The sequence below is a fragment of the Roseovarius salis genome (assembly GCF_044472985.1).
In the GTDB taxonomy this organism is placed as follows: Bacteria; Pseudomonadota; Alphaproteobacteria; order Rhodobacterales; family Rhodobacteraceae; genus Roseovarius; species Roseovarius salis.
Map to the genome: position 1 here is coordinate 41,814 of NZ_JBISDG010000024.1, position 21,114 is coordinate 62,927.

Below are 21,114 nucleotides of genomic sequence, written 5' to 3' on the forward strand. Positions count from 1 at the left end.
CTGATTCGCCCCTGCATGTCACCTCGTGCGGTCCTTTTGGAACCCGATCGTGGCCAGCAGTGCCTCGAACGCGTCTCTCTCGGCCCGGCTGACGGGCGCTCCGTTTTCTCCCAGCTCGAACTCCGTCTGGTCCTCGCGAAAACTGCGCTCCGCCGTCTGGCGGGTGCGCGCGGCCTCGCTCAGACGGTAGGTCACTGTCTCGTCTGCCATCCCCGCGATGTCCTGCGATGCCTCTGCAACCTCGGCCCTGAGCCCCAACTCGGCGCCAAGCTTGGCCAGTTCCTCGGCCACGGTCTGGCGCGCGGTCTCGATGTCGCCGGCACGCCGCACTCCGGGTGCCAGCGCGACATGGGGACGTGCGCAGAGGTTGTCAACTGTGTCCGCGCCCATGTCTTCGGCGATGCGGGCCCGCAAGCTGTCCGCGCCGGCATGTCCGTGCCGCAACAGCAGGTCGCGCAACCGCGCATGCTCGGGCGCGGTGCAGGGCATGGACTCGAGCTGGTCCTCGAATTCCTCCATCACCTCCGGCGTCAGGATCAGCGTGGCGAGGATGACCGCCTCGCGCAGCTGCGTCTGCACGTCGTCGCCGGCCGCTGCCAGCAGCGAGGCGCGCGTTGCCGCGCGCACCGGTTCCGGCGCGGTCCAACGGGTCTTGCGCGGCCCTGCTTGCCCGTCCCCGGTGGCGCGGGGATTGAACAGCTGCCAGCGCAGTTCCTTGACGGCCTGCCCGTAGTGATGGCGGATCGACGGGTCGCGGATGCGCGCGATCTGCTCGCGCAGGGCCTTGTCGAGCGCCGCCCGCCGCTCGGGGCTGTCGAACGCCCGCCCCTGCGTCTCGCGCCGCCACAGTAGCTGAACCATCGGCAGGGCCTGATCGAGCACCGCCTGCACGGCCGGCGCGCCCTCGCCTCGCAGCAGGTCATCGGGATCCTGCCCCTCGGGCATGAGCGCGAACCGCAGCGACTTGCCCGCCTCCAGCAGCGGCAGCGCGAGGTCGATCACCCGGTAGGCCGCGCGCAGGCCCGCCTGGTCGCCATCCAGCGCGATGACGGGTTCGTCGGCCATGCGCCAGAGCAGTTGCAGCTGATGTTCGGTGACCGCCGTGCCAAGGGGGGCAACGCTGGCGCCAAATCCCGCCTCGCTCAGCGCGATCACGTCCATGTAGCCCTCGGCCACGATCAGCGGCTGGCCTTTGCCGGCTGCCTCGCGCGCGGGGGCGTGATTGTAGAGCGTGCGCGACTTGTCGAAAAGCTCGGTTTCGGGCGAATTCAGGTACTTGGCGCTTGCGTCGGAGGCCATCGCCCGGCCGCCGAAAGCAATGCAGCGGCCCCGCGTGTCACGGATGGGGAAGATGATCCGGTCCCGGAAGGTGTCGTAGGGCCGTCCCCCCTTCTGCGAGGGCTTGGCAAGCCCGCAATCGAGGATCTTCTGCGCCTCCACGCCCTTTCCGGTCAGGTGATCCCACATCCCCTGCCACGCATCCGGCGCGAATCCGATCTCGAACCGCTCCAGCGCCGCCTCCTCCAGCCCTCTGCCGGCCAGATAGTCGCGCGCCGCGGCGCCCGCGCCGGTTTTCAGCTGCATTCGGAAATGGCGCACGGCCATTTCCATAATCTCGGCCAGTTCGCCGCGGCGATCCGCCACTTGCTGCGCCTGCGGATCGCGTTCGGGCATCTGCATCCCGGCCTCCGAGGCGAGGATTCGCACCGCCTCGATGAAATCCACGTTCTCGGTCTCTCGGACGAAGCTGATGGCATCACCCTTGGCGTGACAGCCGAAGCAATAGTAAAACCCCTTGCGGTCATCGACGTGGAAACTGGCCGTCTTTTCCTGGTGAAAAGGGCACGGCGCCCACATGTCGCCCTTGCCCTGGTTGGATTTGCGCGTATCCCACATGACCTTGCGGCCGACCACCTGCGCAAGCGACAGGCGCGTGCGCAACTCGTCAAGGAATCCGGGGGGCAGGCTCATCCGGCAAATATGGGGCAAAGCCCGGCCGCCGCCAAGGGGGATTACCGTTCATACCGCAGGCACTGCGCCTTGAAATCCTCGGCCAGCCGCGGGGTCAGCGCGGCACGGTCGACGCCGAAAACCCAGTCGACCAGCGGCCCGACAGTCGGCACGTAAAGGCTTTCGACCGCATCCCTCCCGCCTGTCAGCCGGGCCTTGACGGCATCGGCCGTCTGGCCGTTGCGCCGCGCGCTCACCGCAAGCGCCACGATGTCGCCCGTAGCGCGGCAGCTTTCCTGCCGGGCCTGCTGCGCCGGTGCGGGCCCGGCGAGGGCCATGCACATCCCGGCAATAATGATCGCATGTCGCATGACGCGCCTCCTTGATGCGCCATGAGGCTGTCAGGGTCCGGCCCGCGCGGCAACCCCGTTCATCGCGGTGCGCAGGTCGTGCACCAGCGTCGCGCCGAAGGCACGGAATACCATGATCTGGTAGGCGCTGTCGCCCACTTGCGTCAGCGAGGCCGGCATGTGCTGCAGGTCGGTCCGCGCGGTGTGCCCCCGTTTGAAAACGCCCGGCCGCAGGTCGATCGGCGTGAGCCTTGCCAGCACGGCCCGGGCATCGCGCCCCTCCAGCCGCACGCAGGCCCACGCGTCCGTCTGGTCGGCAAGCGCCGCGTTGCGGGCCAGCGACGGGTCCGGCGCCGGCCCCGCCAGAAGGATCAGGTCCCGCCCGAACCATATCGCGCGGGCCCCTTCCCTGCCCGTGGCGCGGTTCGGCGCGGGGGCGGCCATGCCATGCGCCCGCTCAAGATCCTCCGACAGAGCCCCGGCACACCCCGCGAACGGCGCCAGCGTGGTCAGGTGCCCCGGCGCGACCTCGCGCAGGGTGGTATGCCCGAGCGTCAGCGGCGCCATCCCGTCAAGCGGCGACTTGGCCTGCAATTCAACCACGGATCCGCTCTCCTTCCTTGTCGTACTGCACCGGGTCCTGCACCTCGCAAAGGGTCGACGACCCCTTGAGATGGCAAACCATGCGCACCCGCTCTCCGTGCCGGGCGCGGCCGTTCCTGAGAAAGCCCAACCCCAGCATGTGACCAAACGTCGGCGAGAAAGCGACCGAGGTAATGTAACCCTGGTCGTTGACGCGCAGGGCCTCGTCCCCCTCGTTGAACAGGTGCGCCCCGGCGACGAGTTCCTTCACCGCGCCCACGGGCTTGAGCCCCACCAGTTGCTCGCGATCCGCGTCCACCAGGCCGGGGCGTGCGGCGGCGGCCTTGCCGATGCAGTCCTTGCTGGCGCTCACCATCCGGCCCATCCCGATGTCGAAGGCGGTCGTGCGGCCGTGGATCTCGGCATGGGTGATGAAACCCTTCTCGATCCGCAGCACGTTGAGCGCCTCCATGCCGTAGGGCCCGCCCCCCATGGTCTCGGCCCGCGCGGCCAGTTCCCGGAAGAGCGCATCGCCATAGCGTGCGGGCACCGCCACCTCGTAGGCGTGTTCGCCCGAGAACGAAATGCGGAAGAGCCGCCCGGCCACGCCGCCGATGCTGATCGGCCCGCAGGACATGAACGGCCAGCTTTCGCCGTCGATTGGCGTGTCGAGAAGCCCGTTCAGCAAGGCGCGCGACTTGGGCCCGGCCACGGCGAACTGCGCCCACTGCTCGGTGACCGACACGAAGCGGACGTCCCACCCCGGCACGAGGCACTGGCTCACGAACTCCAGGTGCCGCATGACCTGCCCGGCGGCGGCGGTCGTCGTGGTCATCAGGTAGTGCTGGTCCCCCAGCCGCGCCGTGGTGCCGTCATCCATGACATGGCCATCCTCGCGCAGCATCAGGCCATATCGCGCGCGGCCCATCTTGAGCGTCGAGAAGGTGTTGGCATAGACGAGATCCAGGAAACGGGCCGCATCCGGCCCCTGAATGTCGATCTTGCCCAGCGTCGACACATCGGCCACGCCGACCGCCTCGCGCACCATCGTCACCTCGCGGTCGCAGGATTGCCGCCAGTGCGTCTCGCCCCGCCGCGGGAAATAGCTGGGTCGGTACCACAGCCCCGCCTCGATCATCGGCGCGCCGCGTTCCACGCTCGCGGCGTGCGAGGTGGTCAGGCGTTCGGGGGCAAACCCCTTGCCCTGCCCGCCCGCGCCCATCGCGGCGATGGCCACCGGGACATAGGGCGGGCGAAAGGTGGTTGTGCCGGTTTCGGGAATTCCGCTGCCATTGGCCTCGGCCAGCACCGCCAGCGCCGCCACGTTGGAGTTCTTGCCCTGATCGGGCGCCATGCCCTGCGTGGTATAGCGTTTCATGTGCTCCACGGAGCGGAAGTTCTCCCGCGCGGCGAGCGCCACGTCCTTGACCGTCACGTCGTTCTGGAAGTCCAGCCACGCCCGTCCCTTGCCGGGGACGCTCCACAGCGGGCTGATGTCGTAGGCGCTGTCCTCGGCACCGGGGATGTCGACCTGCCGCGCCTTGCGCCCCAGCTCGCCGAGCGCCGCACGCGCTGCCTCGGCCCCGCCCTCCAGACAGGCGCGCGTGGAGAAGTCGCCGCGCGCCGCGCCCGCGGCCACCAGCCCGGGCACCGCGCCATCGCGCGGCACGAAGGCCGCGATGTCGGGGTCCCAGACGGGGCGGCCGTTCATGTGGCAGGTCAGGTGCACCGACGGGTTCCAGCCGCCCGAGACGGCCAGCCCGTCCGTCCTGATCCGGTCGGTGCCCGAGGCCGTGGCAACGGTGATCGCTTCCACCCCGTGCCGGCCCTGCGTGTCGCAAACCTGCGCACCGGCCAGGAACGGCACGTCGAGATCGCAGCTCGCGTGATGGCGGGCGTCGATCAACGCGCTGACATGCACCCCGGCCTCCAGCAGGTCGGCGGCGGTGCGGTGCGCGTCGTCATTGTTGCCGAACACCGCCACGCTGCGCCCCGGGCTGACGCACCAGCGGTTGGCATAGGCCCGCACGGCGGAGGCCGTCATGATGCCGGGGCGGTCGTTGTTGCGAAAGGCGATCGGCCGCTCCAGCGCGCCCGCCGCCAGCACGGCGCGCTTCGCCACGATCCGCCAGAAACATTCCCGCGGCGCGCCCTCCTTGGCCAGCGCCGCCGGCGCAAGCCTCTCCAGCGCGCCGTAGGTGCCATGGTCGTAGGCACCGGTGACCGTTGTGCGCGTCATCAGCCGGACATTGTCCATCGCGGCGAGTTCGGCCGCCACCTCCGCCGCCCAGACCCGGCCGGGCACGCCGTCCACCTCGATCGTCTCGGCATTGAGCCGCCCGCCGGGGCGGGTGTCCTCGTCGGCGAGGATCACGTCCGCGCCGGACCGCGCGGCGGCAAGCGCGGCCATCAGCCCCGCGGGACCCGCGCCAATCACCAGCAGGTCGCAATGCGCCCAGGCCTTTTCGTAGCGGTCGGCATTGGGCTGGCCCGACAGCGCCCCAAGCCCCGCCGCCCGGCGGATGAGCGGCTCGTACACCCGTTCCCAGAAGGCCCGCGGCCACATGAAGGTCTTGTAATAGAACCCCGCCCCAAGGAACGGCGCCGCCAGGTCGTTGAACGCCAGCAGGTCGAGCCCGAGCGACGGCCAGCGGTTCTGGCTGCGCGCGCTCAGCCCCTCGAAGAGCTCCTGCGTGGTGGCCCGGACATTGGGTTCCAACCCCGCGCCGTGGCCGGTGGATACCAGCGCGTTCGGCTCTTCGCTGCCCGCCGTCAGCACGCCGCGCGGCCGGTGATACTTGAACGACCGCCCCAACACGCGGACGCCGTTGGCCATCAGCGCCGAGGCCAGCGTGTCACCCTCGAAACCTTCGTAGCGGCGCCCGTCGAAGGTAAAGCCGATCCGCCGGGTCCGGTCGATCAGCCCCTCGCCCGCGATCCTCATGCACTGCCCTCCTTCGCCTTGGCGGCCAGTTCCGTTCCGAGCACCTCATGCGTCCGCGTGTCACGCGTCACCACGATCCAGGCCGCGCAACCGCTCTCGTGATACCACAGGTCCCGCATCTGCCCCGCCGGGTTGTCGCGCAGGTGGATGTAGGCGTGCCACACCTCCGGCGGGGCATCCGCGTCCGGGCGCTCCAGCGCCACGGCGTCGCCCATGTAGTAGAACTCGCGGCGGTCCCTTTCACCGCAGACCGGGCAGGTGATCCTCACCTTGGGCCTCCTTGCCCCGTCGCGGGCTTCATCTTGCCGGAAATACTCATGATCCTGTCCTCCGCCGATGCGCCGTCAGTGCAGGTTGTGCTGCATGCCGGTGCCTTCCTCGTCCATCAGGTCGTGACCGGTGCGGAACCGGTCCAGCCGGAAGCGCGCTGCCGGCTCGTGATGGTGGCCGGTGGCCACCAGATGCGCCATCGAGTAGCCAGAGCCCGGCACCGCCTTGAACCCGCCGTAGCACCATCCGCAATTGAGGTAGAGCCCCTCGGTCTCCGTCTTGTCGATGATCGGCGAGCCGTCGGGCGACATGTCCATGATGCCGCCCCAGCTGCGCAGCACGCGCGCCTTGCCGATCATCGGCATCAGGGTCATGCCGGCCTCCATGACATGTTCGACCATGGGCAGGTTGCCCCGCGCGGCGTAGGAGGCATAGAAATCGAGGTCGCCGCCGAAGACCAGCCCGCCCTTGTCCGACTGGCTGATGTAGAAATGGCCCATGCCGAAGCTCACAACGTGGTCGATGCAGGGCTTGAGTCCCTCGGTCACGAAGGCCTGCAGCACGTGCGATTCGATCGGCAGGCGCATCCCCGCCATCGCGGCCACCTGGCTGGACCGGCCGGCCACCACGATCGCCACCTTTCCGGCCCGGATCGCGCCGCGGGTGGTCTGCACGCCGCGCACCCGCCCCCGCTCTATGTCGATGCCGGTCACCTCGCAGTTCTGAACGATGTCCACGCCGCGCGCGCTGGCCCCGCGGGCATAACCCCACGCGACGGCGTCATGCCGCGCCGTCCCCGCGCGCCGCTGCAGCAGCCCGCCGTAGATGGGAAAGCGCGCCTGCTCGTAGTCGAGATAGGGCAGGATGCGCTTGAGCTGGGGAACCGAAAGCAGCTCGGCGTCGTCGCCCTGGTTTCGGATCGCGTTGCCCCGCCGGATCGCCGCGTCGCGCTGCGCATCCGAGTGGAACAGCCCGATCTGCCCGCGCTGCGAATGCATGACGTTGTAGTTGAGCTCTTCCTCCAATCCTTCCCAAAGCTTCAGAGAGTGGCTGTAGAACTCGGAGTTGCCCGGCAGGAAATAGTTGGCGCGCACGATCGTGGTGTTGCGTCCGACATTGCCGCCGCCCAGCCATCCCTTCTCCAGCACCGCGACATTCGTGATGCCGTGGTTGCGGGCGAGGTAATAGGCAGTGGCCAGCCCGTGACCGCCGCCGCCGATGATCACGACGTCGTATTCCGGCCGCGGCGCGGCATCGGCCCAGTGTGCCTGCCAGCCCTTGTTGCCGGTCAGACCCTCCTTCAGGACGCGCAGACCCGAAAAGCGCATGCTTTCTCTCCCCAGCGGTTTTCAGGACGTAATCAACTCCCGCCACCCATGGCAATGGTGCGGGCCGCGCCGCCCCAAGTTTTCCGCCGGATTCCCGCCCGGCAGCGACATGGCCTTGACCCATGGCAATGACAATCCGCCCGGCACCGGCCAGCATGCCGAGGCAAGGAGTCCGACATGGCGACACGTGTGATCTGCTATTCCCTGACCGGGGCCACGCGCACCGTGTGTCTGCGCGTGGCCGATCACGCCGGCGCGGAGTTGCATCAAATCCGCGCACCCCGCGTGCGTGCCGGCATGTGGGGCATGCTTCGCTGGGGGGTCGGCACGCTGCTTGGCCACGCTACCCCGGTCATCGGCCCCGACACGTGCTGGAGGGCCGGGGATACCGTGATCCTCGGGGCGCCTGTCTGGGCGGGGCGCGTCGCCGTTCCGATGGTGGAATGGCTGCGCGCCCAGCCACCGCTGCCGCCCAAGGTCGGGCTGGTGATGACCAGCGGACAGACGAGGCTGCCCGGTGCCGCGTTCGACCGTTTCGCCGCGGTTGCCGGCGTTGCCGCCGCCGCCACGCTTCACGTCTGCGAAAGGGACGCGCGGGCACGGCGTTTCGACGACCGGATCAAGATTTTCCTCGACCGGCTGGAGGAGACGGACCTGCCTACAGCCCGAGCGCCCGGTAGCTCGCCGCCACCTTGTTGATCGCCACGAGGTAGGCCGCCGTGCGCAGGTCATCCACGTCGTCGCGCGAGTGCCAGACCTCGCTGATCTGCTGGTAGGCCTGCCGCATCGTGTCGTCCAGCCCGGAGCGTACAAGCTCCAGCTCGTCGGCGCCGCGCATGTACTTGCGCTTGAAATCGGGCGACATGCCCCACGCGTCGCCCAGATGCTCGTCGAGCTTTTCCAGCTCCCGCACGATCAGCTCGTGGCGTGCCTCCTCCTGCCGGCGGCCCATGCGGCCGAAACGGATATGGCTGAGGTTCTTGACCCATTCGAAATAGGACACGGTAACACCGCCGGCATTGGCGTACATGTCGGGGATGATGACGGTTCCCTTCTTGCGCAGGATCTCGTCGGCACCGGCCGTGATCGGGCCGTTGGCGGCCTCGATGATCAGGGGTGCCTTGATACGCTCGGCATTCTCAAGGTTGATCACCCCCTCGAGCGCCGCGGGGATCAGGATGTCGCAATCCTCCTCGAGGTATTTCGACCCGTCCCGCACGTACTGGCCGGTGGGGTAGCCGTCGACGCCGCCGTGACGGCCGATCCAGTTGCGCAGGTCGTCCACGTCGAGGCCGTTTTCGTCGAACAGCCCCCCGTCGCGCTCGATCACGCCGGTGATGGTGCAGCCATCCTCCTCTGCAAGGAACTTCGCCGCGTGGTAACCGACGTTGCCGAGGCCCTGGACGATCACGCGCTTGCCGTCGAGCGAGCCCTTCATCCCCGCCTTCTTGACGTCCTCGGGGTGACGGAAGAACTCGCGCAGCGCAAACTGCACGCCACGGCCCGTCGCCTCGGTCCGTCCCGCGATCCCGCCGGCGTTCACCGGCTTGCCGGTGACGCAGGCGCGCGCGTTGATGTCCGTCGTGTTCATGCGGCGATACTGGTCGGCGATCCACGCCATCTCGCGCTCGCTCGTGCCCATGTCAGGGGCCGGCACGTTCTGCGAGGGATGGATGAGATCCCGCTTGGCCAGCTCGTAGGCAAAGCGGCGGGTGATCTGCTCCATCTCGTGTTCGTCCCATTCGCGCGGGTCGATGTGCAACCCGCCCTTGGACCCGCCGAACGGCGCCTCCACGATCGCGCACTTGTAGGTCATCAGCGCCGCAAGCGCCTCCACCTCGTCCTGGTTCACGCCCATGGCGAACCGGATACCGCCCTTGACCGGCTCCATGTGCTCGGAATGGACGCTGCGGTAGCCGGTAAAGGTATGGATCTGGCCACGCAGGCGCACGCCGAAACGCACGGTATAGGTTGCGTTGCAGACCCTTATCTTTTCTTCCAGCCCGGGCGGCAGATCCATCAGCGCGACCGCGCGGTTGAACATCAGATCCACGCTTTCGCGGAACGTCGGCTCCTTCCTGGGGCTGGCCATTTCACGTCTCCTCCCTGTTGCAGTGGCGCCCGGCTTCTTGTTTCCGGCGGGTCGCCCCCGCATGGTTACCGGATGCACCCGAATTGTCCACCCGTGCCGTGCCGTCATGACCGCCGCGCCCGATTGGCGTGGGAGAGTGAAACAATACCGCCGGCCGCGCGACTTCGTTTCCCGACAAGTTACTGACAAGGCGGATTTATTCCCACTTTTGCCCAAATTATGCCATGTTGGCGTCTCATAAGACAGCTTGGGTAAGCCGGTTGGGGGCGATCGTTCCCGTTTGAGGTTTGATCATGAACGGAGACAAAGAAATCGCGCACGGGGCGTCGGGCTTCGGTCATGACGACACGCATCGGCAAGCCACGCCCCGCCGGGGCCTGCGGCACCGCCTGCAACGCTTCGCGGACGAAGATGACGGCGCCGCCGTCATCCTGACACTGTTTTGTTTCATCGCCATGGTGCTGATGGCCGGGCTCGGCATCGACACCATGCGCCACGAGATGGAGCGCACCAGGCTTCAGGCGACGCTCGACAGTGCCGTTCTCGCCGGCGCCGGCGCACCGCGGGGCACCTCCGTCACCGACATCAAGGGCATCGTCGAGGACTATTTCGGCAAGCAGGGCATGGCCAGCTACCTGCATGCCATCGATACCGACGGACAGGGCGGCGACGACGATATCGTGACATCGCTGAACTCCACCCGCGTCTACGCCGAGGCCAGCATGTCCATCGACACCTACCTGATGAAGCTGTCAGGAGTGGAAACACTGAGCGCCGCTGGGAAATCCGAGGCGCAGGTTCGCCAGCCCAAGCTCGAAATCGTTCTTGTGCTCGATGTTTCCGGCTCGATGTACGGCACCAAGCTGGCCAATCTCAAATCGGCGGCCAAGGAATTCGTGTCGACGATCCTGGGATCCTCGGCAAGCGGCAACACGGTGATCTCCGTCGTTCCCTTCAGCTGGTCGGCCACGCCGTCATGGACCGTCTTCGACACGCTGGCGGTCGACCGCACCCACAACTACTCGACCTGCCTGAAGTTCAAGGACAACGACTACAACCATGCCACGCTGACCTCCGGGGCGTCATCCCTGAGCGAGGGCATCCCCGTCGATCACATGATCTATACCTCCGTTTACGGCACGTTCGACAACCTCAACGATGCCTGGCGGTCGTGCTACACCGACGACTACATGGAGATCCTGCCCTACTCGATCAGCGAGAGCGCCCTGCACGCCAAGATCGATTCCCTGCAGGCCAACGGCAACACCAGCGGACACCAGGGCATAAACTGGGGGTCGGCCCTGCTCGACCCGACGTTCCGCAAGGTTTCGGGCAACCTCATCACCAGCGGAGAGATCGATTCATCGCTGACGAACGTGCCCGCCGATTACGACGAGCCCGAAACGCTGAAGGTCGTCGTGATGATGGGCGACGGGGCAAACACGACATCGTATTTCTTCGACCAGAGCAACCCCAAATACCGCGGCAAGCACTCCGACCTGTTTCTTGTCAAATACCAGGACCGGCTGTTCAAGTACGCCTACCACATCTACAAGCAGCAACGCCGGAGCTACGACGAATCGAAGTGCTCCAACAAGAAATGGGAATGCGTCTACGAGGCCTACGGCCCCGAGGAGTCGGTCTATTACCTGCGCTACTCGGGCGGCGGCTGGTACTACAGCATCGAGGACGCCCAGTGGATCACGGACACCGAGTTCAACTCGCTGGACGAGACGCTGCCCGGCTACATCTCGACCGAGCAACTGTCGTGGGAGATGGCCTGGGGTCTGATCACGCCCGATTACTACGGCGACGTCACCGGTGACTGGGGCCCGTGGAACGATTTTGTGGGTTCCGAATACGAAACCGGGACCGAGAAGGACATGCACATGAAGAACGTGTGCACCGCGACGAAAACGAATGGCGTCGTGGTCTATTCGATCGGGTTCGAGGTCCCCTCGGGCGGCCGTGCTGAAAGGGTGCTGACCGACTGCGCGTCGTCGCCCAATCACTATTACCCCGCATCGACAACCGACATCGGCGCGGCGTTCAGCTCCATCGCGTCGAACGTCCAGAACCTGAGGTTGACGCAATGACACGGGCCGCGCTGTTTGCCTTCAGGGATTTCCTGCGGGACGAAAGCGGCAGCTCGACGGTCGAGTTCGTGCTGACGGTCCCGCTCTACCTGACACTGCTTGTCATGTCGATCGAGCTTGGGTTCATCACACTGCGGCACACCTTGCTGGAGCGGGGTCTGGACATGGCCGTGCGCGACGTGCGGCTCGGCACCGGCACGGCCCCCCAGCATGACGAGATCAAGCAGATCATTTGCGACAACGCCATGATGATACGCGATTGCACCCAGAACCTTCAGCTCGAGATGCGCCCGGCAGACATCCGCAACTTCTCGTCGCTGGACACCACGGCCGACTGCACCGACGCCGCCGAACCCACCAAGCCCGTTCGGGAATTCACCCCCGGCCAGCAGAACCAGCTGATGCTGCTGCGCGCCTGCCTGAAATACAACCCGCTGTTTCCCAGCGCGGCGCTTGGCAGCGCCCTGAAAACCGATCTGAACGGACAGGCCGCGGTCGTGTCGATGACCGCCTTCGTGCAGGAGCCGGTCTGACATGCTGTGGCTCCGGTTCAAGCACCTGATCGCCTCGTTCCGCGAGGACACGCGCGGCTCTTTCCTGGTGGAATCCGTCATCGCGCTGCCGCTGCTCTTCTGGACGCTCGCCGCCACCTACGAATTCTTCGAGGTTCACCGCTACAAGAGCGTCCGCGAGAAAGCGACCTATACCATCGCCGACATGCTGTCGCGCGAGCAGAGCGTCGTGACCGACATCTACATCGACAACGCCAAGATCCTGTTCGACGACGTCGCCAACGACGACGGCGTGAACCAGCTGCGGGTCTCGGTGATCCGTTACCTCGCCGCCGACGACCAGTACGAGGTCGCTTGGTCCGAGGTGCGCGGCACCGGCGGCATGGCGGCGCTGCAGGACGCGGACGTTGCCACCGCACACGACCAACTGCCGGCAATGTCCAATGGCGAGGAGGTGATCCTCGTCGAAAGCCGGTCGAGCTACGACCCCAGTTTCGATGTCGGCCTCAGCGACGGAATAAACATCAGCACGCGCGTTTTCACGAGCCTCCGCTTCGCGCCGCAGCTTTGCTTCGACGTCTGCACGTCGGGCTGATCCGCGACCGTCAACGCTCCATCAGCAGGGCTGTCAGCGTGTCGGCCATCGCCTTGCCCTGGGCGCCCGGCGTCACCCCGCCGATCCCCACGCGCCGCCCGATCCGCCACCACAGACCCGGCCGCCAGCGCCCCGGAGCCGCCGATTTCAGCCGCAGGATGAACCCGTTCGACGGCTTGAAGGCAAAGACCCCGCGATCGACCGACTCGATCTGTTCCAGCGGCGCGATCACTTCGCCGTCGGTGCTGCGCAGCCCCGCACGCGTGAGTTCCACGGCCTGCGCCGTGGCCCGCCGCATGAGGTCCGCCCCCCAGAGCGAAAGCGCCCCGACCAGCACGAGGAACGCTTGCCAGACCGGCGCGGCGGGCGGGCGCATCATCGCAAGATAGATCAGGATCACGCCCAAAAGGGCCAGCATCGCCACCCCGAGCCCCCGGCGCATGGCCGAGGCCCGCACGATGGCCAGCACCTCGTCATCCATGCCTGTCCTCCCTTCGCAACTCGTTCCCTGCAAGCGGCCGAACACCCCCGGCCCCTGTCCGCGCCGGCAGCGCGGCCCTGTCTATACCGGCCCGGGGCGAAGGACCAGAGGCGCCAGCGCATGGACCCGTTCACAACGGCCCGACGCCTGCGTGTCACGAACCCGAACCACACCAATAGCGAGAAAGATTTTGAAAATTTTGCCAAATAACGGCAAACTGGTCGAGTGCGCAATTTTTGTTCGCATGCGTAACCACATTTGCAAGGAGATTATAAAATGAAAATCAAGGGTCTTTGCCTGACCGCTTTCAGCCTGCTTTTTGCCGCCGCTGCACAAGCGCAGACCGTTGAATATCGGGGGGTGGGATATTTGAACGCCAAAACCACCGAATGCACGGATGTCGGGTATACCGACGTCAGTTTCGCCAGTTACCGCTACCGCCCCGCCAATGTGGGCGACAACGACGGTCAGGCCAGGCTTTCGGTGTTTTTCGAGACCTTCGCGGTCAACATGACCCTCGAGGGGGAGCTGACCGCCGCGCCGGAAAAATACAGGGGTACGGCGCTGAGCGCGTTCAGCAACAATTTCAGGGGCATTATCAGGCAGCGCAATCAACGCCCCAACACGATTGATCCCTCGACAGAGTTCGTGAAGATGACGGGCATCATCCGCAACTTCGGCGGCACCGTCCGCTGTGTCATGGTTTTCAGCGCGGACATGGCGCGTCGCTGACGCGCTTACCGGCCCCACCTTGCACCCTTGCCGTGCCGCCGCCGAGAGGCGTGCGGCATGACCTTGGTCCGCATGGCTGCACGCATCGGCTTGCTTGGACAGGAGGCCCCGCAGGACGCACCGCGGCCGCTCAGGCGCGGACCGCCTTGCGCACCATGTCCCAGTAAAGCGCCTGCACCTCCTCCAGAGACAGGCGCCCGCCCTCGCGGAACCATGTGTTCACCCCGGTCAGCATGGCGATGATCGCCATCGCCGCGACGCGGGTATCGGCCACGTCGAAGCTCCCGCGCGCCACCCCGCTGCGCAGGATGTCCTCCAGCCGCTGTTCGTAGGCGCGCCTGAGCCCCTCGATCACCGCGAAGTTCTCGGGGCTGAGGTTGCGCAACTCCATATAGGCGATGAACACCTCGTCGGGTCGCTCGGCGTGAAACCGGATATGGAAATGGGTGAAGTCCTTCAGTGCCGGGAGCGGGCGCGACCGCCGGGGTAGCGCGTCGTGCGCCGCGAGCAGTTCGTCGAGATGGGTTTTCATCAAATCGAAAAGCAGCGTCTGCTTGTCCTGTGTATAGTTGTAAAGCGCGCCTGCCTGCACCCCGACCTCCGCCGCGATCTGGCGCATGGAAACAGCGGCATAGCCGTGCTTGGCAAAGAGCCGCAGCGCCGCCTCGCGCATCTTGGGGCCGGTTATTCCGGAATGGGATCCCTGCGTTCTCGCCATCCGGCAAGCATTAACTGAACAGTCGTTCATATCAATGCCCGGCTTGCCCCCGGCCCGGTGAAAGTGGCAAGAGGGGAACAGTCCCGCCCTGGAAGGTCCCGCGAATGGCCCTGTGCCGCATCATCCCGTCTTTGCTCGCCGCAGCCCTTGCAGGCTGCGGACCGTTCCCCGAGGTCGACACAGCCGAGCAAAGCGATGCGCCGGCTGCGAGCTATCCGGCGCTCATGCCGGTCGAGACGCTGCGCGCGGCGGCGTCACGCCCACCCGCCGGTGACACGCGCACACGCGTCGCCGCAGCCGGCGAGCCGGCCCCGGCAGCCGGAATGAACGACCGCGCGGCCCGGCTCCGGGCCCGCGCCGCGCGCCTGCGTGGCGGTGCGGTGCTCGACAAGGACGACAAGAAGCGCCTCGGCAAGTCGGTCGATATCGGCGAAAACGGCGACTGAGCCGCGCCAGCCCCGTCATCCCTTGCCAAAACCCGCGTTGCAAGCCAGCGCCCCAGCCTTTACACGAGCGGGCAACGCGACTGTCAGAGTGATCGGAGAGCCCCATGACCACCCCTCTGCGCCTCGGCATAGCCGGGCTTGGCACTGTCGGAACCGGCGTCGTCAAGATCGTCCGGCAGAAGGCCAGCCTGATTGCGGCACGGGCCGGTCGGCCGGTGACCGTCTCTGCCGTCTCGGCGCGGACGCGCGACAAGGACCGTGGCGTCAACATCAACGCCTATGACTGGGAGGACGACCCCGTCGCGCTGGCCCGCCGCGACGACGTCGACGTTCTGGTCGAACTGATGGGCGGCAGTGACGGCCCCGCCAAGGCCGCCACCGAGGCCGCTATCGAGAACGGCAAGGACGTGGTGACCGCCAACAAGGCAATGCTGGCCCATCACGGGCAGGCATTGGCGGAAGCGGCCGAAACGGCCGGTGCCGCGCTCAGGTTCGAGGCGGCCGTCGCAGGTGGCATTCCGGTGGTCAAGGCGCTGACCGAGGCGCTGGCAGGCAACGACACTACCCGCGTGATGGGCGTGATGAACGGGACGTGCAACTACATCCTCACGCGGATGCAGTCCGCCGGCCTGCCCTATGACGACGTGTTCGAGGAGGCCAACCAGCTGGGATATCTCGAGGCGGACCCGACGCTCGACGTGGGCGGGATCGACGCGGGGCACAAGCTGTCGCTTCTGGCCGCCGCCGCCTTCGGCTGCCGCGTGAATTTCGACGCCGTCGAGCTCGAAGGCATCGAGCGGATCACGACCGCCGACATCCGCCATGCCGCCGACATGGGCTACCGCATCAAGCTGCTGGGCGTGGCGCAGATGACGGGCCGCGGGCTGGAACAGCGCATGTCGCCCTGCCTCGTGCCCGCCGACAGCCCCCTTGGCCAGCTGGAGGGCGGGACCAACATGGTCGTTCTGGAAGGCGACCAGGTGGAACAGATCGTCCTGCGCGGCCCCGGGGCGGGTGAGGGACCGACCGCCAGCGCCGTGATGGCCGACGTGATCGACATCGCGCGCGGCTGCCGTTTTTCGACCTTCGGCGTGCCCGCGCACTCGCTGCTGCACGCCACGCCTGCCAAGACCGCCACGCCCGCGCCCTATTACCTGCGCATGGCACTGGAGGACAAACCCGGCGCGCTGGCCAAGCTTGCCTCCGTGCTCGGCAATGCCGGCATCTCGATCGACCGGATGCGCCAGTACCGGCACGACGATGCCACGGCCCCGGTGCTGATCGTCACCCACAGGACCACGCGCGATGCGCTGGAACTGGCGCTCGGTGACATGGCCGGGCTCGACGTGGTGTCCGGCACGCCGGTCGCGCTGCGGATCGAATCCGTCTGAAACCGGCGGCAGGCCTTGTGCCGGCCCGGCGCCGGCGCTAATCCTGTCGACCGGATTCCGTTCGACCGATTTCCAGTATCCCCAAGGAGCTTTCATGTCAGATCCCGCCGATTTCGATGATGCCCTTCTGTCGCTCGGGCTGGCCCGGGTCGCCGAACAGGCCGCCTTGGCGTGTCGTCCGCTTGTCGGGCGCGGCGACGAAAAGGCCGCCGACCAGGCCGCCGTCAACGCGATGCGCGCCGAGCTCGGAAAACTTGACATCGCCGGCACCGTCGTCATCGGAGAGGGAGAGCGCGACGAGGCGCCGATGCTGTACATCGGCGAAGAGGTAGGCACCGGCACCGGCCCGGCGGTTGACATCGCGCTCGATCCGCTGGAGGGCACGACGATCACCGCCAAGGCGATGCCGAACGCGCTCACCGTCATCTCGATGGCGCCGCGCGGCACGATGCTGCACGCGCCGGATGTCTACATGGACAAGCTGGCGATAGGGCCGGGATACCCCGCCGACGTCGTCTCGCTCGATATGGGGCCCGGCGAACGGGTCGAGGCGCTGGCGCGCGCCCGCGGCTGCGCGCCGTCCGAGATCACGGTCTGCGTGCTGGAGCGACCGCGCCACCAGGACATGATCACCGAGCTGCGCGCAACCGGCGCGGCCATATACCTCATCGGCGACGGTGACATCGCGGGCGTCATGCACTGCACCGACCCCGAGGTCACGGGCATCGACATGTACATGGGGGCGGGCGGCGCGCCCGAGGGCGTGCTGGCCGCCGGCGCGCTCAAGGCCCTAGGCGGCCAGATCTGGGGCCGCCTGCTCTTTCGCAACGATGACGAAAGGACACGCGCCGACAACGCCGGGATCACCGATCTCGACCGGATCTACGCCCGCGACGACATGGTGCGCGGCGATGTCATCCTCGCGGCCACTGGCGTGACCAGCGGCTCGATCCTGTCGGGGCTCAGGCCGCGCGCCGATTTCATCGAGACCGAAACCCTGTTGCTGCGGTCCAAGACCGGCGAGCGCCGCCGGATGACCTGCCGCCACCCGGTCGCGTGACCGCCTATCTCGGCGTCGAAAGCTCGCTTACGGGGCGCCGCTGGATCGGCCCCGGACCGGATGCCGACCGGCTGGCCGAGGCCGTGGCGCAGGCCACCGCCCTGCCCCGCCCGGTCTGCCAGACCCTCGCCAGGCTGGGCGTGCCTGCCGAGCTGGCGTCGGGCTATCTCGACCCCAAGCTGCGCGACCTGCTGCCCGACCCGCGCAGCCTGCGCGACATGGAGAAGGCCGCGGCGCGGTTCCTCGAAGAGGTGGCGCGCGGCGGTCGGATCGCGGTCTTCGCCGACTACGACGTGGACGGCGGCGCATCGGCCGCCCTGCTGATCGACTGGCTCCGGCAGATGGGGCAAACGGCCACCCTCTACGTGCCGGACCGCATCGACGAGGGGTACGGGCCGAACCCGCCCGCGATGGCCGAGCTCGCCCGCGGGCACGATCTCGTCCTCTGCGTGGACTGCGGAACCCTCAGCCATGACGCGATCGCGGCGGCCAAGGGCGCCGATGTCGTGGTGCTCGACCATCACCTCGGCGGCGAAACCCTGCCCGATGCCGTGGCCGTGGTGAATCCCAACCGGCAGGACGAGACGGGCGATCTGGCCCATCTGTGCGCCGCGGCGGTTGTGTTCCTCATGCTGGTGGAGGCCGGCCGTCAACTGCGCGCGGCGGGCCGGCAGGGGCCCGACCTGATGCCGATGCTTGACCTCGTCGCGCTGGCAACGGTGGCGGACGTGGCGCCCCTCACCGGCGTGAACCGCGCCTTCGTGCGGGCGGGCCTACACGTGATGGCCGGCCGCACCCGCCCCGGGCTGGTGGCGCTGGCCGACGCGGCGCGGCTCGGCACCGCGCCCAACTCCTACCACCTCGGATACGTGCTTGGCCCGCGCGTGAACGCCGGCGGACGGGTGGGCCGGGCCGATCTGGGCGCCCGGCTCCTGGCCTGCGACGATGCGCAAGAGGCGGCGGCCATGGCAGACCGGCTGGAACAGTTCAACACCGAGCGGCGCGAGATCGAGACCGCGGTCCGCGATGCCGCCATGGAACAGGCCGAGGCCCGCGGGCTTGACGCCCCGCTGGTCTGGGCCGCCGGCGAGGGCTGGCACCCCGGCGTCGTGGGGATCGTCGCCAGCCGGCTGAAGGAAGCAACCAATCGCCCCGCGGTCGTGATCGGCCTCGACGGGGACGAGGGCAAAGGCTCGGGCCGCTCGGTGAGCGGAATAGATCTCGGACACGCCGTTCAGCGGCTGGCGGCCGAGGGGCTGCTGCTCAAGGGCGGCGGCCACCGCATGGCGGCCGGCCTGACCGTTGCGCGGAACGATCTCGAACCCGCGATGGAGCGCCTGTCGGAGCTTCTGGGACGGCAGGGCGCGGGCACGGCCGGACCGCGCGACCTCCGCCTCGACGGGTTGCTCATGCCCGGCGCCGCAACCCCGGAGCTGGTGGAAGAGATCGAGAAGGCCGGCCCCTACGGCGCCGGCGCCCCCGGCCCGCGCTATGCCTTTGCCGACATGCAGCTGCGGTTCGTCAAGCGCGTCGGGGCCAACCACCTCAAGCTGCGGTTCGGCGACGGCGCCGGGCCGGCGCTCGAGGCCATCGCCTTCGGCGCCTTCGACGGCCCGCTCGGCCCGGCGCTCGAGAACCATGGAGGCGCGCGGTTCCACCTCGCCGGCCGGATCGACATCAACAGCTGGGGCGGGCGCCAGACCGTGCAGCTGCGGCTGGAGGACGCCGCGCCGGCGGGGTGAAAAAGCGGCGCCGGACCGGCCCGAAATTTTGCAATTTGCCTCTTGCACCGGACACGGCTTTTGAATAGGAACCAGCCCACATTGCAGCGTGGCCCGTTCGTCTATCGGTTAGGACGCCAGGTTTTCAACCTGGAAAGAGGGGTTCGATTCCCCTACGGGCTGCCACTTCCCCATTGAGAGTGTTAGTTAGGTCCTTGCCAAAAAGGGTTTTACACTCGGCATGACCCGACATCAGTATCAACTGACCGCATTCTGATTCACATTCCGATGCACATTCTGATGCACAGGCACTTGCGCGGTCAGCCGGCTACGGGCATCGTCACGGCATGCCTATTCATCTCCGCGGGTCCACCTACTATCTTCGTCGCCGGGTGCCGAAACGCTATGCTTCGGTCGAGGACCGGACGATCGTCTACCTTTCCCTCAAGACCGACAGTCTCACCGAGGCCCGCCGCAAGGAAGAGGAGGTGTGGAACAACCTTGTCGCGCAATGGGAAGCCCTGCTGCGTGGCGACACCGATCTCGCGCGGGAACGATATGCGGCGGCCCGCGATCTGGCCCAGGCCCGGGGCTACGAGTTCCTGCCCGCCAAGAAGGTTGCCGAGCTGCCCCTTGCCGAGATCGTCGACCGGGTCGAGGCCGCGATGCGCCCCGATGGCAAGATCGACGACCGCAAGGGCCGCGCCTTTCTCGGGGCCGTCAAGGAGCCCGGGACCACCATTACCGAGTGCCTGGAAATCTTCTGGGAGCTGACCAAGGACGAGGCGGCGACCAGGAGCCCCAACCAGCGCCGGGTCTGGGCCAACAACTTCAAGCGGGCCATCAAGTCATTCGTCGAAGTGATTGGCGACATCGAGATCGAACGGCTTTCGGCAGATCACATGATGGAACTACGGGAATGGTATTCGGGCCGAATCGAGCGCGACGAGATCAAGGCGGAGACTGCCAACAAGCAAATCATGTTCTTCGGAACGGTCCTGCGCCGGGTGAACAAGATGCGCATGATGGGGCTCGACCTTCCCTTGAGCGGCTGGGGCTTCAAGGCGCAGGGCGACGCGGTGCGCCAGCCTTTCAGCACCGAGTGGATCAAGCGGGTGCTGGTGGAAGGTGACAATCTGCGCGGGCTGAACGACCAGGCGCGGGGTATCGTGCTGCTCATGGTCAATACCGGGCTGCGTCCCTCGGAAGCGGCGGGGTTGCAGGCGGAAGACATTCACCTCGACCATTCGGTGCCCCATATCGAGGTGCGCCCGCAAACCGAGGGAGAGGAACGCCGCGCACTCAAGACGCGCAATGCACGCCGCGTCATTCCCCTCGCCGGTATCTCGCTGGAGGCAATGCGCGCCTTTCCTGGCGGCTTTCCGTGCTATTATGACAAGCCGGGGCTGAGTCAGACGGTGAACAAATACCTGCGCGAGAACGGGCTGATGGAGACGCCGCAGCACACGCTTTACTGCCTGCGGCATTCCTTCGAGGACAGGATGCTGGAGGCGGGCATCGACGAGCGCCTGCGCCGGGATTTCCTTGGGCACGCACTCGAGCGCGAGCGATATGGTTCGGGTGGCGATTTGCGGTTCCGACAAGCACAGATTCAGCGGGTTGCGCTCTGAGGTATCCCCGCGGGTGCGGGGGAGCCTTGAAATGACGATAGAGCTGCTGCCCGATCGTGGGTCTATCCCCGCGGGTGCGGGGGAGCCTCCCCGGCCATCGCGCGGCATGATGCGCCCTAGGTTGCGTCTTCATTTAGGGGATTCCCAAATCGGATGAGGTTTGATTCAAGATCGAAAACGGAGGCGATCTTGAGCAGACGAACCCTGACCGATGC

The 21,114-nt window shown here is 67.1% G+C and carries 19 protein-coding genes and 1 tRNA gene; 11 read left to right on the forward strand and 9 right to left on the reverse strand.

Going from position 1 to position 21,114, the window contains the following annotated elements; translation table 11 throughout:
* Positions 1-18: 18 nt before the first annotated feature.
* The 6 genes from dnaG to ACH13J_RS11540 all read right to left on the reverse strand — a co-directional run bounded on the left by dnaG (position 19) and on the right by ACH13J_RS11540 (position 7,424).
* The gene (gene dnaG, locus ACH13J_RS11515) at positions 19-1,971 is read right to left on the reverse strand and encodes a DNA primase (protein WP_397543481.1); all 1,953 of its coding nucleotides are present in this window, start codon (positions 1,969-1,971) and stop codon (positions 19-21) included.
* 41 nt (positions 1,972-2,012) lie between these two features.
* On the reverse strand, positions 2,013-2,321 hold the full coding sequence (locus ACH13J_RS11520; RefSeq protein ID WP_397543482.1) for a hypothetical protein: 309 nt from the start codon (positions 2,319-2,321) through the stop codon (positions 2,013-2,015).
* A gap of 30 nt (positions 2,322-2,351) precedes the next feature.
* Positions 2,352-2,903: a sarcosine oxidase subunit gamma gene (locus ACH13J_RS11525; protein WP_397543483.1), complete on the reverse strand. Its 552-nt coding sequence runs from the start codon at positions 2,901-2,903 to the stop codon at positions 2,352-2,354.
* The gene (locus ACH13J_RS11530; RefSeq protein ID WP_397543484.1) at positions 2,896-5,826 is read right to left on the reverse strand and encodes a sarcosine oxidase subunit alpha family protein; all 2,931 of its coding nucleotides are present in this window, start codon (positions 5,824-5,826) and stop codon (positions 2,896-2,898) included. The genes ACH13J_RS11525 and ACH13J_RS11530 overlap by 8 nt, the downstream gene beginning before the upstream one ends.
* On the reverse strand, positions 5,823-6,095 hold the full coding sequence (locus tag ACH13J_RS11535; RefSeq protein ID WP_397543485.1) for a sarcosine oxidase subunit delta: 273 nt from the start codon (positions 6,093-6,095) through the stop codon (positions 5,823-5,825). Before ACH13J_RS11535 ends, ACH13J_RS11530 begins: the two co-directional genes overlap by 4 nt.
* A 75-nt stretch (positions 6,096-6,170) precedes the next feature.
* Positions 6,171-7,424 (reverse strand): sarcosine oxidase subunit beta family protein, encoded by a 1,254-nt coding sequence (locus tag ACH13J_RS11540; RefSeq protein ID WP_397543486.1) that lies wholly within the window; start codon positions 7,422-7,424, stop codon positions 6,171-6,173.
* Positions 7,425-7,601: 177 nt separating this feature from the next.
* On the opposite strand from ACH13J_RS11540, the gene ACH13J_RS11545 reads away from it, so the two are divergent.
* The gene (locus tag ACH13J_RS11545; RefSeq protein WP_397543487.1) at positions 7,602-8,123 is read left to right on the forward strand and encodes a hypothetical protein; all 522 of its coding nucleotides are present in this window, start codon (positions 7,602-7,604) and stop codon (positions 8,121-8,123) included.
* On the opposite strand, the gene ACH13J_RS11550 is transcribed toward ACH13J_RS11545, so the two are convergent.
* Positions 8,083-9,516 carry a Glu/Leu/Phe/Val dehydrogenase dimerization domain-containing protein gene (locus tag ACH13J_RS11550; protein WP_397543488.1) on the reverse strand — a complete coding sequence of 478 codons (1,434 nt, stop codon included), beginning with the start codon at positions 9,514-9,516 and terminating at the stop codon, positions 8,083-8,085. The genes ACH13J_RS11545 and ACH13J_RS11550 overlap by 41 nt on opposite strands.
* 293 nt (positions 9,517-9,809) lie before the next feature.
* Between ACH13J_RS11550 and ACH13J_RS11555 the strand changes: the two genes are divergently transcribed.
* The 3 genes from ACH13J_RS11555 to ACH13J_RS11565 are packed head-to-tail and all read left to right on the forward strand — an operon-like array spanning position 9,810 to position 12,719.
* Positions 9,810-11,612 (forward strand): pilus assembly protein TadG-related protein, encoded by a 1,803-nt coding sequence (locus tag ACH13J_RS11555; RefSeq protein ID WP_397543489.1) that lies wholly within the window; start codon positions 9,810-9,812, stop codon positions 11,610-11,612.
* Positions 11,609-12,145: a TadE/TadG family type IV pilus assembly protein gene (locus ACH13J_RS11560; protein WP_397543490.1), complete on the forward strand. Its 537-nt coding sequence runs from the start codon at positions 11,609-11,611 to the stop codon at positions 12,143-12,145. Before ACH13J_RS11555 ends, ACH13J_RS11560 begins: the two co-directional genes overlap by 4 nt.
* A gap of 1 nt (position 12,146) precedes the next feature.
* Positions 12,147-12,719: a TadE/TadG family type IV pilus assembly protein gene (locus ACH13J_RS11565; RefSeq protein ID WP_397543491.1), complete on the forward strand. Its 573-nt coding sequence runs from the start codon at positions 12,147-12,149 to the stop codon at positions 12,717-12,719.
* 10 nt (positions 12,720-12,729) lie between these two features.
* Here ACH13J_RS11565 and ACH13J_RS11570 read toward each other — a convergent pair whose 3' ends face one another.
* Positions 12,730-13,200: a hypothetical protein gene (locus ACH13J_RS11570; RefSeq protein ID WP_397543492.1), complete on the reverse strand. Its 471-nt coding sequence runs from the start codon at positions 13,198-13,200 to the stop codon at positions 12,730-12,732.
* Between the two features lie 276 nt (positions 13,201-13,476).
* On the opposite strand from ACH13J_RS11570, the gene ACH13J_RS11575 reads away from it, so the two are divergent.
* Positions 13,477-13,932, forward strand: coding sequence for a hypothetical protein (locus ACH13J_RS11575; protein WP_397543493.1), 456 nt, complete (start codon positions 13,477-13,479; stop codon positions 13,930-13,932).
* Between the two features lie 130 nt (positions 13,933-14,062).
* On the opposite strand, the gene ACH13J_RS11580 is transcribed toward ACH13J_RS11575, so the two are convergent.
* Positions 14,063-14,650, reverse strand: a complete 588-nt coding sequence (locus ACH13J_RS11580; RefSeq protein ID WP_397543494.1) for a TetR family transcriptional regulator — start codon at positions 14,648-14,650, stop codon at positions 14,063-14,065.
* Positions 14,651-14,754: 104 nt separating this feature from the next.
* Here ACH13J_RS11580 and ACH13J_RS11585 point away from each other — a divergent pair, with 104 nt between their 5' ends.
* From ACH13J_RS11585 to ACH13J_RS11610, 6 genes are all read left to right on the forward strand, one after another.
* The gene (locus tag ACH13J_RS11585) at positions 14,755-15,096 is read left to right on the forward strand and encodes a hypothetical protein (protein WP_397543495.1); all 342 of its coding nucleotides are present in this window, start codon (positions 14,755-14,757) and stop codon (positions 15,094-15,096) included.
* 104 nt (positions 15,097-15,200) lie between these two features.
* Positions 15,201-16,487 carry a homoserine dehydrogenase gene (locus tag ACH13J_RS11590; RefSeq protein ID WP_397543496.1) on the forward strand — a complete coding sequence of 429 codons (1,287 nt, stop codon included), beginning with the start codon at positions 15,201-15,203 and terminating at the stop codon, positions 16,485-16,487.
* Positions 16,488-16,581: 94 nt separating this feature from the next.
* Positions 16,582-17,547: a class II fructose-bisphosphatase gene (glpX, locus tag ACH13J_RS11595; RefSeq protein ID WP_397543497.1), complete on the forward strand. Its 966-nt coding sequence runs from the start codon at positions 16,582-16,584 to the stop codon at positions 17,545-17,547.
* Positions 17,544-19,289, forward strand: coding sequence for a single-stranded-DNA-specific exonuclease RecJ (gene recJ, locus ACH13J_RS11600; protein WP_397543498.1), 1,746 nt, complete (start codon positions 17,544-17,546; stop codon positions 19,287-19,289). The genes glpX and recJ overlap by 4 nt, the downstream gene beginning before the upstream one ends.
* A gap of 90 nt (positions 19,290-19,379) precedes the next feature.
* Positions 19,380-19,454: transfer RNA gene (locus tag ACH13J_RS11605), tRNA-Glu, on the forward strand.
* A 161-nt stretch (positions 19,455-19,615) separates the two neighbouring features.
* Positions 19,616-20,899 (forward strand): tyrosine-type recombinase/integrase, encoded by a 1,284-nt coding sequence (locus ACH13J_RS11610; RefSeq protein ID WP_397543499.1) that lies wholly within the window; start codon positions 19,616-19,618, stop codon positions 20,897-20,899.
* The last annotated feature ends 215 nt before the right edge of the window (positions 20,900-21,114 follow it).